Source organism: Streptomyces sp. NBC_00057 (assembly GCF_045041165.1).
GTDB lineage: Bacteria > Actinomycetota > Actinomycetes > Streptomycetales > Streptomycetaceae > Streptomyces.
On the sequence record NZ_CP108256.1, the window covers coordinates 78,923 to 95,103 of the forward strand.

Sequence of the window (16,181 nt, forward strand, 5' to 3'; positions counted from 1 at the left end):
CTGGTGCCGAGTTCCCGCGGATCCGCGAACAGCTCGAGTACGCCACCGGCCGCTGAGCAAGGAGCGCTACGACCGCGACCTCCAGAACGCGCTGCGCACCGAACCGGGACGTTGCCGAATGCGCCCGCGAGGCTGCCCACCAGGATCGCCAGACCACCGACGTCGCCCGCCGCTGCCCAGCCCCGCTACACCGCCCTGGACGCGCTGGCCTCTACGCGCCGACCGAAGGACACGATCCCGTCGGAATGCCGCGGCTCCGGCTCACCTGGGAGGGGTGGTTCATTGGGGCGGGCGGGTGTACTCCCAGTCCACATCCCAGCACTGGACCGTGCCGTCGACGTCGGCCGAGACGGCATGGCAGCCGTCCGCAGATAGGGCCACGCCGAAGACCGTAGTGGTGTGGCCGCCTTCCAGATCACACAGGAGGTCGCCGGTGCGGACGTCCCACAGGCGTACCTCATGGCCGGAGCCGGTCAGCAGAAGGTCGCCCTCGGGGGTGAGGGCGAGGGAGCTGACCGACTCATCGGAGATCGTCTGCTCTCCCATGCCGAGGTGCACGTGGGAGAGGCCGATGACACCGCGGTCGGCATACGAGCCGCCAGCGGTGATGACGACGCGTCCGTCCGTACTGGTTGCAACGCTTGCGACCGATGAGGGCAAGCGCATCGTGCGCAGTCGACGTCCGTTGCGGAGGTCGAGGACGCGGGACCGCCCGTCGTCGGCTACGGTGACCAGCACGTTCCCCGAGAGGGTGACCGCTCGGTGGCGAGGGTCGCACCAGGCGTGTAGCGGGAGACGGGTTGACCGCTCCCACAGGAGGGCGGGCCTGCTGCGCTTTCTGCGGGTCAGCGCCAGTGGGCCCTCAGGTGGGTCCAGTCGTTCGGGCGTGCCGTCCGAGGTACGGAGGGTGGTGACCTTGCGTGCGGTCGGTAAATCCCAGACGATCTGGATGCCGTGGATGTCCGTGGTGATCGCGTGCCGTCCGTCGGCGCACATCGCCGTCTGTTGCACTTCGGCGTTGTGGCCGTCGGCGAGCTCCACCACGTGACCGGTCCGCAGGTCGTGGACGGTCACCACGCCGAAGTAGGACCCAGAGATCGCGTGACGCAGATCGGGTGTGAACGCGGCTGGGCCGCGTAGCAGGCGCCGGAATGTCCGGGTGCGCCATGCTCCGGCGAAGGACGCGCGGCGGTCAGCCGCCCCGGCTCTGCGCCATAGGGGCAGCAGACGCGGGTGACGCCGGTAGCCAGGCAAGGTGCGGACGGTCTGGAGATGGTCCCAGGCCTCGGCGGCGCGGCCTTTCGCGAGGAGTGAAGCGGCGCGGTCGAGGCTGGCCTCGACAGTTCGTGCGTCCTCGATGAGGTGGAACGCCATTCTGGGGCGGGCGTAGCTCCACGGAGCCGACGGGCCCGGCGGGGGCGGCCACACCACGACCAGCTCGCGGTCGCTGACCAGGGCGACACGGCCGTCCGCACTGGCTGCCACGTCCCCGGTGGTGTCGTAGGCCGTGAACTGGCACCGGGCGCCGTCGAGAAGCCACTTCTGAAGGCCGGATCCGTCGGAAGCCAGTGCCGTCCGCGCATCGCTGCTTACCGCGGGCGAGCCAAGGCCCCAGCCGGCCACGTTGCCCAGGGCCCGTACCTTCCCGGTCGTCAGGTCCACCAGCCGAGCCACCGGTTCCTCGTCGATCGTGAGGGCGAACTGGCCACCCGATGAAAAGGCGAAGCGCTGGTGGAGGTTGCTCAGGGAGGTCACGAGTGTGCCGGTCCGCACGTCCCAGACCCGAAGGAGCCACCGGTATCCGTCGAAGGCCGCCACCCGCTCCCCGTTGGCGACGACTGTCAGCGCGGCGCCGAAACCCGGCCCGTACTTCTCGAACGGCTGGCCGATCAAGCGGACGGTGTCGCCGAGCAACCGCACCGAACCGTCCATCCCCGAGACCGCCACCACCCGGGCGTCGCCACTGATGGCTACCAGTTCCACACTGTGGGGCAAATCCCATCGTTGCCGACAGCTGCCAGCAGCGGTGTCCCACAGCCGCACGTGGCCGCGGTCGTCGGCGGAGACCAGGATCCGGCCATCCGCGCTCAGCGCCACTGAGGTCGGGCTCGCCGTGTGTCCGGACAGGACGTACAGCGGCGTCAGGGCGTCGAGGTCCCAGACAAGTAGGTCGCAGGTGCCGTAGGAGACCACCGCGAGGTGCCCGTCGGCGCTGACCGCGAAGGCCGGGAGCCGAAGGGGCTCCAAAGGCTGAAGCACGACCGGAGGGCGGGCGGGCGGCAGCCGGTCGGCCTCGGCGCGAGCCGCGAGGACGTCGGGGCTGTCTTGAAGGTCGCCGAGCAGGCGGGTAGCGCTGCCCTTGTCACCGCGTTCAAGGTGTACCAAGGCGAGCAGGTAGGTGCCCCTCTCAAACCCGCCCTGGCTGGTACGGACCGCGTCCAGCTCGGCGATGACCGCACGGTCGGTCATCAGGCCGGCGCGCCACCGCCGCAAACTGCGGTTGAACGTGGCGTGGGGGTGGCGCGGCTCGGCCCGCAGAGCACGATCCCACAGCCGATCGGCTTGGTCGGGATCGCCGAGGTCAAGGAGAGACAAGGCCTGGTTGGAGAGACCGTCAGCGAGCAGCTGTGCCTCGCTGGGCGGTTCGCGGGGGTAAGGCTCGCCGGTAGTGTCGCAGTAGATCCGCGCCAGTTCCTCAGCGACCTCGCCCAAGCTGCCCGGACGGGCCGCGGGGTCGACCGTGAAACAGCGCCGCAGCATCTCAGCCAGCGCCTCGGGCAACCTTGGGATCACCTGACCCTCGGTGCCCTCCGCAACGAACTGCTCGAAGACCCGCCCCGCCGCCTGGCCGAAGTAGGACGGCGGCTGGCCGGCGAACATCTCCAGCACGCTCACGGCCCACGACCACACATCCGTCGCCACGCCCAGCCGCTCACCGCGCGCTTGTTCCGGCGAGCAGTAGGCCAGGGTCATCCCAGCGAAGGTGACAAGCGGGTCCGTAACGGCGCCAGTACGGGCCGTGCGTGCCCGAGCCAGACCGAAGTCGGTGACCTTGGCGGTACCGTCCGCCTCCATCATCACATTGGCCGGCTTGACGTCCTGATGGACCAGACCGTGCCTGTGAGCGTGGTCCAGACCCCGGGCGACCTGTGCGGCGATATCGAGTAGTCTGGCGAGCGCCACCCGGTGGCCGCCACGGTAGAGCCGCCGGTCCCGGACCGCATCGGCCAGGGTGCCGCCAGCGACCCACTCGGCGAAGACCCGGGGAAGATCCTCCACACGCCGCACATACACGCAGTTGACCACATTCGGGTGGGCACCGAGCCGCACCCACGCGTCCGCCTCCGCCTCGAAGCCGGCCAAGCCGTCTGAGGCCATCTCCGGCCGCGGCGTCTTAACGGCCAGGTCGACACCCCACCCGCGGTGCCACACCCGGTACACCAGGCCCATCCCGCCGGCGCGGATCACCTCCCGCACCTCGTAGATGCCGAGCACCACCTCCCCCTCGGCCCACATTGCTCAGTCTAGGAGGGCGACGTACAGCGGCGTACCGAGCAGGACACCCGCACCCGCGTTTGGCGAATCGGGCACGTGCAGAAGACGTTTAGCGACGAACTCCACTCGCTGCGCCGGGCCGGGTACGAGCTCGTTGGCCCGGCGTACTGCCTCTGCAGCCGGCGGCATGCCGGTGCGGCTGGCCGCGTACTCCTCGTTGCCGATCACCTCGACCAACGACCGGATCTGCGGGTCGGCGGCTAGACCGGCCAAGAGTGAAGGAGTCAGCGACCGCGGCAGTACAGCCTCCGACTGCGGCGGTGAACCCAGAACATGGTGGGCGGAACCGCCTAGCCCCAGCACGGTTCGGTCAGTCGATCCGCCGAACCAGACCAGGCCCGGGTCCGCCGGGAACGGCCCCCATCGCAGCGCTAGCACTCCCCGGAAGAACCGACCCGGTTCGTCAACCGTTCCGAGCTCGTTCTCCTCCTCAAGGGATCGCACCAGCTGCTCCAGCCGCGCAGCGCGCTCGTCTCCCCCAGTCTCCTCAATGACCCGCTTGCCGCCCACGACCGTCAGGTTGACACTCACTTCGGTCGAACGCTTCCGGTTCGTCTTCGGATCGATTTGCGCCAGCAGCATCTCGACCTTGCTGTCGCTCACATACAGGTAGTAACGCATCGACACCCGGGCTCCCAGCCTCCCCATAGCCCTACACGGTCCGCCCATTATCCCCACCCGATGTGACAACCGCCTGGAAATTCGACTTCACAGGTCAAAGAACGGTGTGCTTCCCGATCAAGGAAGTAACCAACCGAGTTACGCCTTCTGGACAGATCCGCCACGACGGCAAGGTGTCGTGTGGGGCGGCAGTCATCATCTGGGTCGCTGCTGCACAACTCCAGCTGGCTGCTCCCGCATTTAGACCGTGTCCTATGTGGTGAGTCGGAGGAGTCGCTTGTAGCAGCAGAGGGCGGCGGCGAGGCCGAGAAAGGCCAGGTAGTTGCGGGGTTGGCGTTCGTAGCGGTGGTTGAGTCTGCGGTAGCCGGTCAGCCAGGACATCGTGCGCTCGATGACCCATCGTCGGCGGCCTAACCGTTCACTGGACTCGACTCCCTTGCGGGCGATGCGCACGCCGATGTGCTTGCCCCATAGCCATTTCCGCAGGTGAGGGGCGTCGTATGCCTTGTCCGCGTGGAGGCGCTGGGGCTTGAAGTAGCGGCCGCGGTGGGGGTCGTGTCTCGTTTGGTGACCCGTGATCATAGGCTTCAGCGCGAGGCTGCCGTGGGTGTTCGCCGCGGAGAGGCCGACGAGGAGGGGCAGTCCGTTCGCGTCCGACAGGACGTGCATCTTGGAACCCGGCTTGCCCCGGTCCACGGGGCTCGGACCTGTGAGTTCGCCCCTTTTTTAGCCCTCACGTGCGCGGAGTCCAGGACCGCGCGGGAGAGGTCGAGCAGGCCGGCATCGTCCAAGCGGTGCAGGATCTCCTCGTGCAGCCGGCCCCAGACACCGGCTCTCGACCAGATCAGGAACCTGCGGTGGGCCGTGGACTTCGATATCCCGAAGCACGGTGGCATGGCCCGCCAGGCGCACCCGCTGACCAGGACGTAGATGATCGCGGCGAACAGCGTTTCATCAGGCGTGTCCTGGGTCCCACCGCCTTGCGGCCGCACCCTCGACGACGGGATCAACGGCTCGGCGATCTCCCACAGCCCCTCCGGAACAATCCAACTCCACGTACCCCGCCCCATGACGAGCCCAACGAGCCAACCCCACATAGGACACGGTCTTAGTAGGGTCGGGGACTGGCGCGGTGGCCTGTGAGGCTCCGTTTCCAGCCCCCGCCCGTCAAACCGTGCATGCGCTTCTCGCGCACACGGCTTACCGACATCGTTCACCGGCTGGCATGCACCGCCACCCTGCGCACGTTTCCAGACAGGCGAAAGGCTCCGAGCCTGGCGAACCACGCGCCATCGTGGCGCTTGCCCCACTTTCTGCCCGGGATGCCGCGCTTGCGATTGTCGAAGATCGCGAGACGCTCGTGGACGTAGCTGTCGATCGTGGAGAACTTCCCGGCGGAATTGCCGTTACGGAAGTACGCCGCCCAGCCTCGCAGGACCGGGTTCAAGTCGGCGACCACGGCCGACAGCGACCGTCCCACGTGCCGACGGTCGGTCGCCGCCCGGATCTTGTCCCGCAGCACCCCCATCGCCCGCTGAGACGGCCATCGTTGCAGGTGGAACCTGCCACGGCGGCGCCACGATTCCACCTTCCGGTGGTGGAAGCCGAGGAAATCGAAACCCTGCCCACCCCTGGCGAGATGGACGATGCCGGTCTTCTCCGGATGCAGCTGCAACCCGAGGCCGACCAGCACCGTCCCGGCCAGTTCCCGCGCCTGCACGGCACGTTCCCTGGTCGGGCACAGAATCACGAAGTCGTCGCAATACCTCACCAACACCCCGAGCCGGTGCCCGTCTCGCTGCCATGCCACGTCCAGGACGTGCAGAGCAATATTGGCGAGCAACGGTGAGATCGGTGAGCCCTGTGGGGTCCCTGCTCCTGGTGAGCCGGTCGCCCCGTCCTCCAGAACCCCCGCCCGGAGCCACATCCGGATCAGCTTCAACATCGGGCCGTCCACGACGCGCCGGGCCACCTGGGCCACGAGGGCGTCATGCCGAATCGATCCGAAACAGTCGCGGATGTCGGCCTCAAGCACCCACTCCCGGCCCCGGTTCGCCTCCACGCGCACGCTCTCGCACGCGTCAATCGCGGACCGCTTGGGCCTGAACCCATAGCTGACCGGCAGGAAGTCCGCTTCGAAGACCGGTTCGAGAACCAGTTTCGCGGCGGTCATCACCACCCGGTCCGCCACCGTGGGGATCGAGAGCGGCCGGAACTCTCCCGGCCGCCCCGGCTTGGGGATCAGGACCTGCCGCAGCGGTGACGGGCGATACGTATGCGCCCGCAGTTGCTGCGACAAGTCGTTGAGGAACTCCTCCACCCCGGCGGCGGCCACGGCATCGACGGTCACCCCGTCCACGCCGGGAGCGCCCCGGTTCGCACACACGCCGGACCAGGCCCGCCACAAGACATCTCTGCGGGAGACATGGCCGTACAGGGAATGAAACCGACGTTCAGGATCTTGCTTGGCACAGCGGTAGAGCGTCCACTGCAAGGCACGGACCTTGTCCAAAGGCCGGCCATCCAGTCGTGCGACGCCTTCCTTCCGGCGGGCGGAACTAGCCACTCCGGCACTCACCCGAGCCACCTCCTCACACGCGACACGCATCGATGAAGCAGGGGCCCTTCGCTCCTGACGGGTTGTGTTGTCCCGCCGATCGGCACTACTACGACCCCCTCCGACTGCCTCTCGGCAGCCCGCCACTTCCCGGCTCCACCGGTTATAGGCGGGCCCTGCTTCCCGGGCCGCAGACCCGGGGCCGAGGAGGCCCTCTCCAGTTCCCAGGACAACCTTCCGGCCGTTCCACGCCCCTTACGCCGGGAGGTTCTTCGACGCCCGCTCCAGATTCCCAGGCGTCTTCCCTGGCCTTCGCCCTCTAAGGCACGGGCTCGGCTCCTCCTTGGCCCCGCTCACGCGGGTCGGTGCTGACGACGCTGCAGGCTTCACTTGATGTTGCGGACCGGCCGGTTGCGCACCCCCAAGGGGTGATCGTCGCTCCACTTCGACACCGGCCTCTCGACCGATGCCGGGAGCCCCGCTACCGAGGACTCTGGCGTCTCCTCGGACCGGACTTGCACCGGCTGGCTGCCCTGAACTTGTCGCCCGAATTACATCGAACCTCCTTCGCGTCCGACGTTTCGGACTGCTGGACGTACGCCTCGATCCACCGAGTGACTCGCGTCCTGTGGATGAGCAATCGAGAAGAGGTGCCTGCTGACCTGCGATGATGGGAGTTCTGACGCTTCCAGCACGCACAATCAGCAAGGCACCTCGTAGATGCAAGCTTCCCACACTCCGGCAGCGGTCTCCGCTGTGTTCGATGACCCGAATCTGATCGCGCATGCCGGGCTGGTCCCGGTCATGCGGCTGGCCGAGCGGTGCGATCTTGCCGCTCTGGTGACGGACAAGGTGAAGCTGAACGGGGCGAAGAACAGTGCGGGGGCCGCAGCGGATGCCAAGGTCACCAGCATCGTGGCCGGGATGGTCGCGGGTGCGGACAGCATCGACGACCTGGACGTCCTGCGGCACGGCGCGATGCCGGCCCTGTTCTGCGGGATTCGCGCCCCGTCCACGCTGGGCACGTTCCTGCGTGCGTTCACCCACGGCCATGCGCTTCAACTCCATGCCGTGCACCGCGGATTCCTGGCCGCGCTGGCCGCGCACACTCCACTGCTGCCCGGCGCCCGGGAGAAGGCGTTCATCGACGTCGACTCCACCCACAAACGCGTTTACGGCCGGGCCAAGCAGGGCGCCGAGTACGGCCGGTTCAAGGGCATCCGCACCCTGCACCCCCTTCTCGCCACGGTCTGCACCCCGCACTCCCGCCCGGTGATCGCCACCGTGCGGATGCGCCGTGGGAAGGCAGCCGATTCCCGCGGGGCCCCGAAGTTCGTCAGTGAGGCGCTGGCCACCGCCGTCGAGGCCGGCTGCACCGGTACCCGGATCCTGCGCGCGGACTCGCAGTTCTACAACGCCGGGGTGATCGCCGCCTGCCACCGGGCCGGAGCCCACTTCTCGATCACCACCGGCATGAACCCCTCCATCAAACGAGCCGTCCACAGCATTCCCGACGACGCCTGGCAACACATCAGTTACCCGACCGCGGTGCCCGACCCCGCCACCGGTGAACTCATCTCGGACGCCGAAGTCGCCGAGATACCCCAATACACCGCCTTCGCGAGCCGCAAAAAGAGCGAGCGGGTCACCGCCCGGCTGATCGTGCGCCGGGTCCGTGACCTGGCCAAACCCGCCGTCATGGGTGAACAGGGCGAACTGTTTCCCGTCTGGCGCTACCACCCCTTCTTCACCGACCAGCCCGCCGCAACCCTGCAGGCCGAGCGGGAACACCGGCACCATGCGGTGGTCGAGCAGGTCATCGCGGACACCAAAGCCGGCGCCCTGGCCCACCTGCCCTCCGGGCACTTCCACGCCAACGCGGCCTGGCTCACCCTGTGGGCGATGACCTACAACCTGCTCCGGGCCGCCGGTGCACTGACCTCGCCCTTCCACGCCAAGGCCACCACCGCCACCCTCCGCACCCACCTGGTCCAGGTCCCGGCCCGGATCGCACGATCCGCACGACGCATCACCCTGCACCTGCCACACAACTGGCCCTGGCAGCAAGCCTGGACACACCTCTTCGACACCGTCCACGATCCACCCGCACCGGCCTGATCCCCTGACCACCCCGCCCGCCAAGGCCCGACCGGAACCGAACTCGTGGAAAAGCTGGGCAGACCAGCAGAAACAACCTGCCCATCCACGACCACCGACCGAAACCAGCTCACAAAACGATCAAGAGATCACCTTCAGAGCACGTCGGTGGATCGAGGCTTAGGGCGCGTATCGAGTCGCGATCAATGGGTTGTCCGGGTGAGGTCTTTGACCCAGATCATCGAGGCTCGCAGGTGGAGGCCGGCGAGGTAGCTGTCCGGGGTCTTGTCGTAGCGGGTGGCGATGCCTCGCCAGGCCTTGAGCTGGCACTGTCACGTTGGCTGACGGGTGGGATGATCTTCGGGTTGATCATGGTGGAGGGGGTTGTCCGTGGGCAGTACGCCGCCGTCGTACAAGGGGCACCGGTACCCGGTCGAGGTGATCTCCCACTGCGTGTGGCTGTACTTCCGGTTCCCGCTCAGCTTCCGCGAGGTCGAGGAGCTGATGCTCGAGCGCGGCGTCATGGTGTCCTACGAGACGGTCCGCCGGTGGTGCGTGAAGTTCGGGCAGGCCTACGCCGACGGACTGCGCCGCCGACGGCCCCGGCCCGGGGACAAATGGCATCTGGACGAGGTCTTCATCAAGATCAACGGCGAGCGGAAGTACCTGTGGCGGGCCGTCGACCAGGACGGCAACGTGCTCGACATCCTCGTCCAGGGGAAGCGGGACAAGGCCGCGGCCAGGCGCTTCTTCCGCAGGCTGATGAAGAAGACCGGTGCGGTACCGCGGGTGGTCGTCACGGACAAGCTTCGCTCCTACAGCGCCGCCCACCGCGAGGTGATGCCCTCGGTCGAGCACCGCTCCCACAAAGGACTGAACAACCGGGCGGAGAACTCGCACCAGCCCACCAGGCAGCGCGAGCGCGCGATGAAGGGCTTCCGCAGCGTCGGTGGCGCCCAAAGATTCCTGGCCGCCTTCAGCGGCATCTCGCCCCACTTCCGACCCGGCCGTTACCACCGCACCGCACCCGACCACCGCCTCGAGATGACCGTCCGCTTCACGAACTGGGACCAGATCACCGGCGCCGCCGGCCTGCCCGCCACGGCCTGACCGACAGCCAACAGCCAACAGCCGCCTCGACCACGCCCTGACGCACCGCCAGACGCCTATACCCCCGACAACGTGACAACGCCTCATCGGCAGTTCCGTTGGCGTGCCGCAGCTCGTGCCACCGAACCCGGTCCGCGCCCTTGAGGATTGTTCCCACCCCAGTCCTCCGCCCCTACGTACGTTCCGGCCTCGGCCCGGTCCCATTCCACCTCACTGACCGCCACGCTGGCGAGCCCGGGCCGACATGCCGGTCGGGGAGCTCTCGGAGTTGAGCCACATCTCGCAACCCTCCTCGCCGGCACCGACCTCCGGAACCGTCGACAACCGCTCCCCATTGTCACCAACGCAGTCACGGGTCCGTGGTCGGTGCGGCCGGTGTCGTGGTCGGGTCCGTGACCGACGTGGTCGGGTCCGTGGTCAGGGTGTATCGCCGGAGTAGTAGAAGCGGCACATCACACCCGGGCCGGGGGTTCGCGGTTCTTAGGGGCGCGGTTCGTACAGGGCGCGGCCGCCGGGCCACAGGCAGAGCTCGGTGGACAGGGCGACGCCGTCGTCGATCTCTTCTGTCCGCCAGCCCGTGATGTCCAGCAGTAGCCCGTCCAGCGGACCGCCTATGAGCGTGGCATAGGTCTGGTGCGGGAGCGGGCCGGGCTCGGGGTCGTCGTGGTCGTGGCCGTAGCAGTGTCAGCGGCTTCCCTTAGGTTCGTCCCATGAGTTCTTCTCTGAGCGTCTACCTGCTCGACGTGGCCGCTACGCGTGCCTTGGTCGGATCCCGTAATGACCAGTTGCTGGAGGTGATCCGCAACAGCTTCGGGGACGACCTGGCACGCGACGACGACTATTTCAGCCACGCAATCGAGGAAGGCGCTCCCACGGCATACGAGGCACTGCGCGCGGTCATCAACGGCGGGCCCTTCAACGAGAACAAGGACCACGCCTTCCAGTACGGCTACGCCTACAAGCGGCTGTGCTCGCTCACCGGCTCGTTCCTGGACAACAACTGTTTTACGCCGCACCGGGGTGACTGGCTGTCGGTGGTCGACGAGGGCCTGAATGCTCTGGGTGTCACCGCCGTGTCTGTCGAGGACTTCAGCTACAGCGACCTGCCCGATCCTCTGCCGTACACATACATGCCGGGCTGCGGCGAGTGGACGCCCTATCACATTGCACAGGCGCTGGAGCAGTTCGAGGCCACCAAGCGGGCGGTCGACGAGTCGGGCCAGGCGCCACCGCTGGAGCCTGAAGTCGTGGAGGCCGTTATGCAGTGTCTCGGCTGGATGCGGCACGCGGCGGAACGGCCGGGATTTGGCGTTATCGGCTTCCGTTCCTGAAGTCCCGGACGGGGCGCCGGGCTTCCCGTGCCGCGGCTCCCCTCGCCTCGCGGTTTCGTTGCTCTTCTCGAGCGGCTTGGCGGCGGCGGGCGAGGGCGGTGTCCCGACGGGGGTTGCCGATCGCGTCCAATAGCGGCTGGCGCTCCTTGCGGCCGAACCGCCAGAAGGCGGGCCCGGCCGGGCCGTGCTCTCGCAGGTTCTGCAGGTCGGTCGCGATGATCGGGATCCTCCCGTCGTAGTGGTGGTAACCGCCCTTCTGCCGCTCCCCCTCCCACAGGTGGCGGGTCAGCTCGCTCAGGCACGGGACGGTGCGGTTGGGGTTGCGCTCGCCAATGTGGTTGAACACCAGCAGGACGGCCGGGTGCGTCCTGTCGCCGGACCCTGAGTCGGGGGCCGCCCAGCGGGTGTGTCACATCGGTCGCTCACGGCCGTCGGTGTCCTTCACCTTCCACCGGAAGAACCGGGCGTACTTCTCCAGCTTGTCGGCGAGCTCCTCAGCGGTCTCGTGGCAGTTGTCGACCTCCATGAACAGCAGGGGCACCTTGTCCTGCGGGGCAGTAAGGACGATGTCGGCCTGGGCGCCGCCCTTGCCGGGCGCGTTCCACATCCGGTGGCGGGCAGCGGGACCTCGGTCCAGTACGAGGCGATCGTGCCGACTCCACCGGGTGCGTCGACGGCGGCCTGGGCGGCGGACCGGACTTCGGCCGGGTCGCCGGCGAGCTTGGCCATGCTCGGCTTCGGGCGCAGCATCGCAATCACGGTCTCGTTGACGGCCATCGGGTGGGAAGCCCCGCTGGAGCCCGCACCGCGGGCGGTGGAGCCCATCTCCGTCACCGGGCGCCGCAGCTCGTAGGAGGCGGCCTCCAGGCCCTTGGCGGTCAGGTTCCGCAGCCTTTCCCCCGTCTCGGTGGAGCCGCCGTTCTCGGACAGAGCGTGCTTGCGCATGTCGGAGAGCGCGCCGATGTGCGAGGCGGTGCGAGCGGTCTTCTGCTCGGACGGGGTCTCCTTGTCGGTGAGACGGAAGCTCAGGTGCGGAGCGCCGATCCGCTGGATCTGATCAGCCGTGGCCACCTTCAGCACTCCGAGCACGCGCAGCACATCGCCGCGGAAGCCGTTCGTCGACCCCGCCGGGTTGTTCTTCCTCTTCCCCGCCATCAGCTCTGCTCCCTCGTCACGCGCGACCGGCCGCCGGCTGGCTGGCTGGCTGGCTGGCTGGCTGCGTAGGTAGGAACGGAGAACGTTTGTAGACGAGTCGCAGGAGCAGTCGCTTGTGGTTGGTGCCCGAAATGTTGACCAGACTTGGAAACGCCTGTCTGGCGTGTCGGCGCTAGCCGATGGCCGACAGGGGTTGCCATGCCTGTGATCGTCACCTGGGCGTCGTCTTTCGGCGTCGGCCTGTCGGCGGTGGGGCGGCGGCGCCGTTCAGGCAGCGGTCGAGGAGTGCATGCATGCGGGGAACGGGGAGGGACGGGTCGGCCGCAGCGCCTTCTGCGGTGCGGGGGCCGGCGAGGAGGGCCTCCAGGGCCTCCGGTGTCAGGCTCGGGTTGGCGACGGCTGCCCGGCACACCGACTCGTCGGGGTCGCCCACCGGGGCACGGGCAGGGTGGGATCGGCTGCGGCCAGGGCTCGTACCTCGGGATCCGGGTGGCCGATGAGGTGGGTGCGGCCGGTGCGCGGGAAGTCGGGCAGGGTCAGCAGGTGCGGACGGTGGGCCGGGCGGGTGACAAAGACGTCCAGGAGGAGGTGTGGCGGAGCCAGCGGGTGGTGGCAGGCCAGCCGGATCCGTACCTCCTCGTCGTCATCCTGTGCGAGTGTCTCGACGAGTTCTGCGGCAGGCCGGGCCAGCTCGCCGCAACCCGGCGGAGCACCGGTTCCTCGGACGCCGCGCAGGCGGCGAACCAGTCGGGCGACGGCTCGGTGGCCGGTTCGGTGATCGGGCAGATGCAGTCAGGACCGTGCCCGATGACCCGGTTGATCGCCCAGTACTCGGCCCAGGTGCGGGGGAAGGGGTGGAGGCGTGCGCGCATCCGCACGTCCTCGTCCGGGTCCTCCCTCAGCTCCGCTACCAGGTCCGGTCCCAGGTCGGGCCGGGCGGCGGCGTCGGCTGGGGTGTGGCGGTTCCAGGCCAGAGGGTGCACCGTGTCGTCGGCGAAGCACTGCTCGACGAGCGCGGGGGACAGGGCGCACGTGCCGAGCACGTGCGCCTTGCTGAGCGAGCCAATGGACGGCAGCTTGGCCTCCACCGCTTCCGGGTCCAGCTCCCAGCTGCTCTCCCGCGCCGCCTTCCGCACCGCGGGGTCGGGGTCGTCGAGCAGAGCCCCCCGCTGCGCAGCGGTGAGCGACTGCCACCTCCAGGCGGCGCGTACACGGAGCCCGGGATGCTCGTGCCCGGCCATGGATCGGTAAAAGGACAGAGGGATCTGCCGGGAGGAACCTCGACGATCTCGTGTTCGGTCACCACGCCGTCCTCGCCCCCGTCCTGGGCGGTCAGGAGGGTGACGAGGATGTCATCCGGCAGCGGTCGGACCCATCGGGGACGGGGATAAGGGCTGCCGGCGAGCCGGGCACGGACGATCCCCGACGGGTCCGTTGCCAAGGCGGCGAGTCTCGAGGGGTCGACGTGCCGGTTACCGGCGAGCGCGCGGCGAATCCCCCTGGCCGGGTGGCGGAGGGCTGCGTCGATGACGTCGTCGGGCAGGTCACGACCCTCGCACATCAGCAGGCCAGCCTCACCGGCAGCCCGATCCACCAGACGTATCAGTACGTCGGAGGGCGCCGCCGGATTAAAGGCGATGCCGCGCAGCCCCGGTTCATGCAGAAAGTCGGACACCGCGTCATCCTGCCACCGCCGCGCGCCCGGACCGGGCCACGTGGCGACCACGTCGGCGGCGCTCGCCAGCGGCTCCGTCCGCACGCTTCGGTCCAGACGGCGAGGGCCTTGCCCATCGTGCATACGCTGACCGTACGCGGCACGCCACCAGGCTCCGCAGCCACCTCCGTCGGTAGAACGCACGACATCCGTGCCAGTCAAGCAATCGGGTGTTGCTGAAACTCGGCTATATCGTCTTCCTTCTCCACGGGGTGTTCTCGCCCTTGAGTAACAAACGCTCTCGCCACTGACCAACAAAGCCACCAGAACCGTAACGATCTCCCGCCACTCCCCTCGCCAGCAATGCTGACCGGCCGAAGGGGCAGTGACAGCCCGCCTACGGCGACCGAGTGCGTCAGCCAGCCACCCCAGGCGCGCGCAGACCGGGAAATCACGCCGCGACCGGCTCACGGACGTGCATCTGCACTCGCCGCGCTCCGACTCGACTGGGCCTGAGGTATGGGGAGTCGGATCCTGCGTCGTCCGGTTCTACGGCAGGGTGGACCGGTCCTGCTGAGTAGGGTCGGGGACTGGCGCGGTGGCCTGTGAGGCTCCGTTTCCAGCCCCCGCCCGTCAAACCGTGCATGCGCTTCTCGCGCACACGGCTTACCGACATCGTTCACCGGCTGGCATGCACCGCCACCCTGCGCACGTTTCCAGACAGGCGAAAGGCTCCGAGCCTGGCGAACCACGCGCCATCGTGGCGCTTGCCCCACTTTCTGCCCGGGATGCCGCGCTTGCGATTGTCGAAGATCGCGAGACGCTCGTGGACGTAGCTGTCGATCGTGGAGAACTTCCCGGCGGAATTGCCGTTACGGAAGTACGCCGCCCAGCCTCGCAGGACCGGGTTCAAGTCGGCGACCACGGCCGACAGCGACCGTCCCACGTGCCGACGGTCGGTCGCCGCCCGGATCTTGTCCCGCAGCACCCCCATCGCCCGCTGAGACGGCCATCGTTGCAGGTGGAACCTGCCACGGCGGCGCCACGATTCCACCTTCCGGTGGTGGAAGCCGAGGAAATCGAAACCCTGCCCACCCCTGGCGAGATGGACGATGCCGGTCTTCTCCGGATGCAGCTGCAACCCGAGGCCGACCAGCACCGTCCCGGCCAGTTCCCGCGCCTGCACGGCACGTTCCCTGGTCGGGCACAGAATCACGAAGTCGTCGCAATACCTCACCAACACCCCGAGCCGGTGCCCGTCTCGCTGCCATGCCACGTCCAGGACGTGCAGAGCAATATTGGCGAGCAACGGTGAGATCGGTGAGCCCTGTGGGGTCCCTGCTCCTGGTGAGCCGGTCGCCCCGTCCTCCAGAACCCCCGCCCGGAGCCACATCCGGATCAGCTTCAACATCGGGCCGTCCACGACGCGCCGGGCCACCTGGGCCACGAGGGCGTCATGCCGAATCGATCCGAAACAGTCGCGGATGTCGGCCTCAAGCACCCACTCCCGGCCCCGGTTCGCCTCCACGCGCACGCTCTCGCACGCGTCAATCGCGGACCGCTTGGGCCTGAACCCATAGCTGACCGGCAGGAAGTCCGCTTCGAAGACCGGTTCGAGAACCAGTTTCGCGGCGGTCATCACCACCCGGTCCGCCACCGTGGGGATCGAGAGCGGCCGGAACTCTCCCGGCCGCCCCGGCTTGGGGATCAGGACCTGCCGCAGCGGTGACGGGCGATACGTATGCGCCCGCAGTTGCTGCGACAAGTCGTTGAGGAACTCCTCCACCCCGGCGGCGGCCACGGCATCGACGGTCACCCCGTCCACGCCGGGAGCGCCCCGGTTCGCACACACGCCGGACCAGGCCCGCCACAAGACATCTCTGCGGGAGACATGGCCGTACAGGGAATGAAACCGACGTTCAGGATCTTGCTTGGCACAGCGGTAGAGCGTCCACTGCAAGGCACGGACCTTGTCCAAAGGCCGGCCATCCAGTCGTGCGACGCCTTCCTTCCGGCGGGCGGAACTAGCCACTCCGGCACTCACCCGAGCCACCTCCTCACACGCGACACGCATCGATGAAGCAGGGGCCCTTCGCTCCTG

At 68.2% G+C, this 16,181-nt stretch carries 12 protein-coding genes and 1 pseudogene; 3 read left to right on the plus strand and 10 right to left on the minus strand.

The window, feature by feature from the left end; translation table 11 throughout:
* Nucleotides 1–279: 279 nt before the first annotated feature.
* The 4 genes from OG953_RS00355 to ltrA (OG953_RS00370) form a co-directional block, all read right to left on the minus strand.
* Nucleotides 280–3,516 carry a protein kinase domain-containing protein gene (locus tag OG953_RS00355; protein WP_405681810.1) on the minus strand — a complete coding sequence of 1,079 codons (3,237 nt, stop codon included), beginning with the start codon at nt 3,514–3,516 and terminating at the stop codon, nt 280–282.
* A 3-nt stretch (nt 3,517–3,519) separates the two neighbouring features.
* Entirely contained in the window at nt 3,520–4,176 is a 657-nt protein-coding gene (locus tag OG953_RS00360) for a DUF7019 family protein (protein ID WP_405681811.1), read from the minus strand.
* A gap of 252 nt (nt 4,177–4,428) precedes the next feature.
* A protein-coding gene (locus tag OG953_RS00365; RefSeq protein WP_405691538.1) for an IS5 family transposase occupies nt 4,429–5,246 on the minus strand; the annotation gives its coding sequence in 2 pieces (ribosomal slippage) (nt 4,429–4,898 and nt 4,898–5,246; 819 coding nt in all).
* Between the two features lie 143 nt (nt 5,247–5,389).
* On the minus strand, nt 5,390–6,784 hold the full coding sequence (gene ltrA, locus OG953_RS00370; RefSeq protein ID WP_405681812.1) for a group II intron reverse transcriptase/maturase: 1,395 nt from the start codon (nt 6,782–6,784) through the stop codon (nt 5,390–5,392).
* Between the two features lie 669 nt (nt 6,785–7,453).
* Here ltrA (OG953_RS00370) and OG953_RS00375 point away from each other — a divergent pair.
* Both OG953_RS00375 and OG953_RS00380 read left to right on the plus strand, forming a co-directional pair.
* Nucleotides 7,454–8,851, plus strand: coding sequence for an IS1380 family transposase (locus OG953_RS00375; protein ID WP_405681813.1), 1,398 nt, complete (start codon nt 7,454–7,456; stop codon nt 8,849–8,851).
* 369 nt (nt 8,852–9,220) lie between these two features.
* Nucleotides 9,221–9,940, plus strand: a complete 720-nt coding sequence (locus OG953_RS00380; protein ID WP_405681814.1) for an IS6 family transposase — start codon at nt 9,221–9,223, stop codon at nt 9,938–9,940.
* Nucleotides 9,941–10,357: 417 nt separating this feature from the next.
* On the opposite strand, the pseudogene OG953_RS00385 reads toward OG953_RS00380, so the two are convergent.
* Nucleotides 10,358–10,618, minus strand: a pseudogene (locus OG953_RS00385) (hypothetical protein); the annotation flags it as partial.
* 32 nt (nt 10,619–10,650) lie between these two features.
* Here OG953_RS00385 and OG953_RS00390 point away from each other — a divergent pair.
* On the plus strand, nt 10,651–11,271 hold the full coding sequence (locus OG953_RS00390) for a hypothetical protein (protein ID WP_405681815.1): 621 nt from the start codon (nt 10,651–10,653) through the stop codon (nt 11,269–11,271).
* On the opposite strand, the gene OG953_RS00395 is transcribed toward OG953_RS00390, so the two are convergent.
* The 5 genes from OG953_RS00395 to ltrA (OG953_RS00415) form a co-directional block, all read right to left on the minus strand.
* Nucleotides 11,252–11,617, minus strand: coding sequence for a hypothetical protein (locus tag OG953_RS00395; protein ID WP_405681816.1), 366 nt, complete (start codon nt 11,615–11,617; stop codon nt 11,252–11,254). The genes OG953_RS00390 and OG953_RS00395 overlap by 20 nt on opposite strands.
* Nucleotides 11,618–11,712: 95 nt before the next feature.
* The gene (locus OG953_RS00400; RefSeq protein WP_405681818.1) at nt 11,713–12,426 is read right to left on the minus strand and encodes a hypothetical protein; all 714 of its coding nucleotides are present in this window, start codon (nt 12,424–12,426) and stop codon (nt 11,713–11,715) included.
* A 211-nt stretch (nt 12,427–12,637) separates the two neighbouring features.
* The gene (locus OG953_RS00405) at nt 12,638–12,859 is read right to left on the minus strand and encodes a hypothetical protein (protein ID WP_405681820.1); all 222 of its coding nucleotides are present in this window, start codon (nt 12,857–12,859) and stop codon (nt 12,638–12,640) included.
* A 103-nt stretch (nt 12,860–12,962) separates the two neighbouring features.
* Nucleotides 12,963–13,667, minus strand: coding sequence for a hypothetical protein (locus tag OG953_RS00410; protein WP_405681821.1), 705 nt, complete (start codon nt 13,665–13,667; stop codon nt 12,963–12,965).
* A gap of 1,092 nt (nt 13,668–14,759) precedes the next feature.
* On the minus strand, nt 14,760–16,154 hold the full coding sequence (gene ltrA, locus OG953_RS00415) for a group II intron reverse transcriptase/maturase (RefSeq protein WP_405681812.1): 1,395 nt from the start codon (nt 16,152–16,154) through the stop codon (nt 14,760–14,762).
* Between the last annotated feature and the right edge of the window lie 27 nt (nt 16,155–16,181).

Coding starts and splice junctions, on each gene's coding strand:
- OG953_RS00355 (WP_405681810.1), bottom strand. CDS start 3,516: ATGTGGGCCGAGGGGGAGGTGGTGCTCGGCATCTACGAGGTGCGGGAG.
- OG953_RS00360 (WP_405681811.1), bottom strand. CDS start 4,176: ATGCGTTACTACCTGTATGTGAGCGACAGCAAGGTCGAGATGCTGCTG.
- ltrA (WP_405681812.1), bottom strand. CDS start 6,784: ATGCGTGTCGCGTGTGAGGAGGTGGCTCGGGTGAGTGCCGGAGTGGCT.
- OG953_RS00375 (WP_405681813.1), top strand. CDS start 7,454: ATGCAAGCTTCCCACACTCCGGCAGCGGTCTCCGCTGTGTTCGATGAC.
- OG953_RS00390 (WP_405681815.1), top strand. CDS start 10,651: ATGAGTTCTTCTCTGAGCGTCTACCTGCTCGACGTGGCCGCTACGCGT.
- OG953_RS00400 (WP_405681818.1), bottom strand. CDS start 12,426: ATGGCGGGGAAGAGGAAGAACAACCCGGCGGGGTCGACGAACGGCTTC.
- OG953_RS00410 (WP_405681821.1), bottom strand. CDS start 13,667: ATGGCCGGGCACGAGCATCCCGGGCTCCGTGTACGCGCCGCCTGGAGG.
- ltrA (WP_405681812.1), bottom strand. CDS start 16,154: ATGCGTGTCGCGTGTGAGGAGGTGGCTCGGGTGAGTGCCGGAGTGGCT.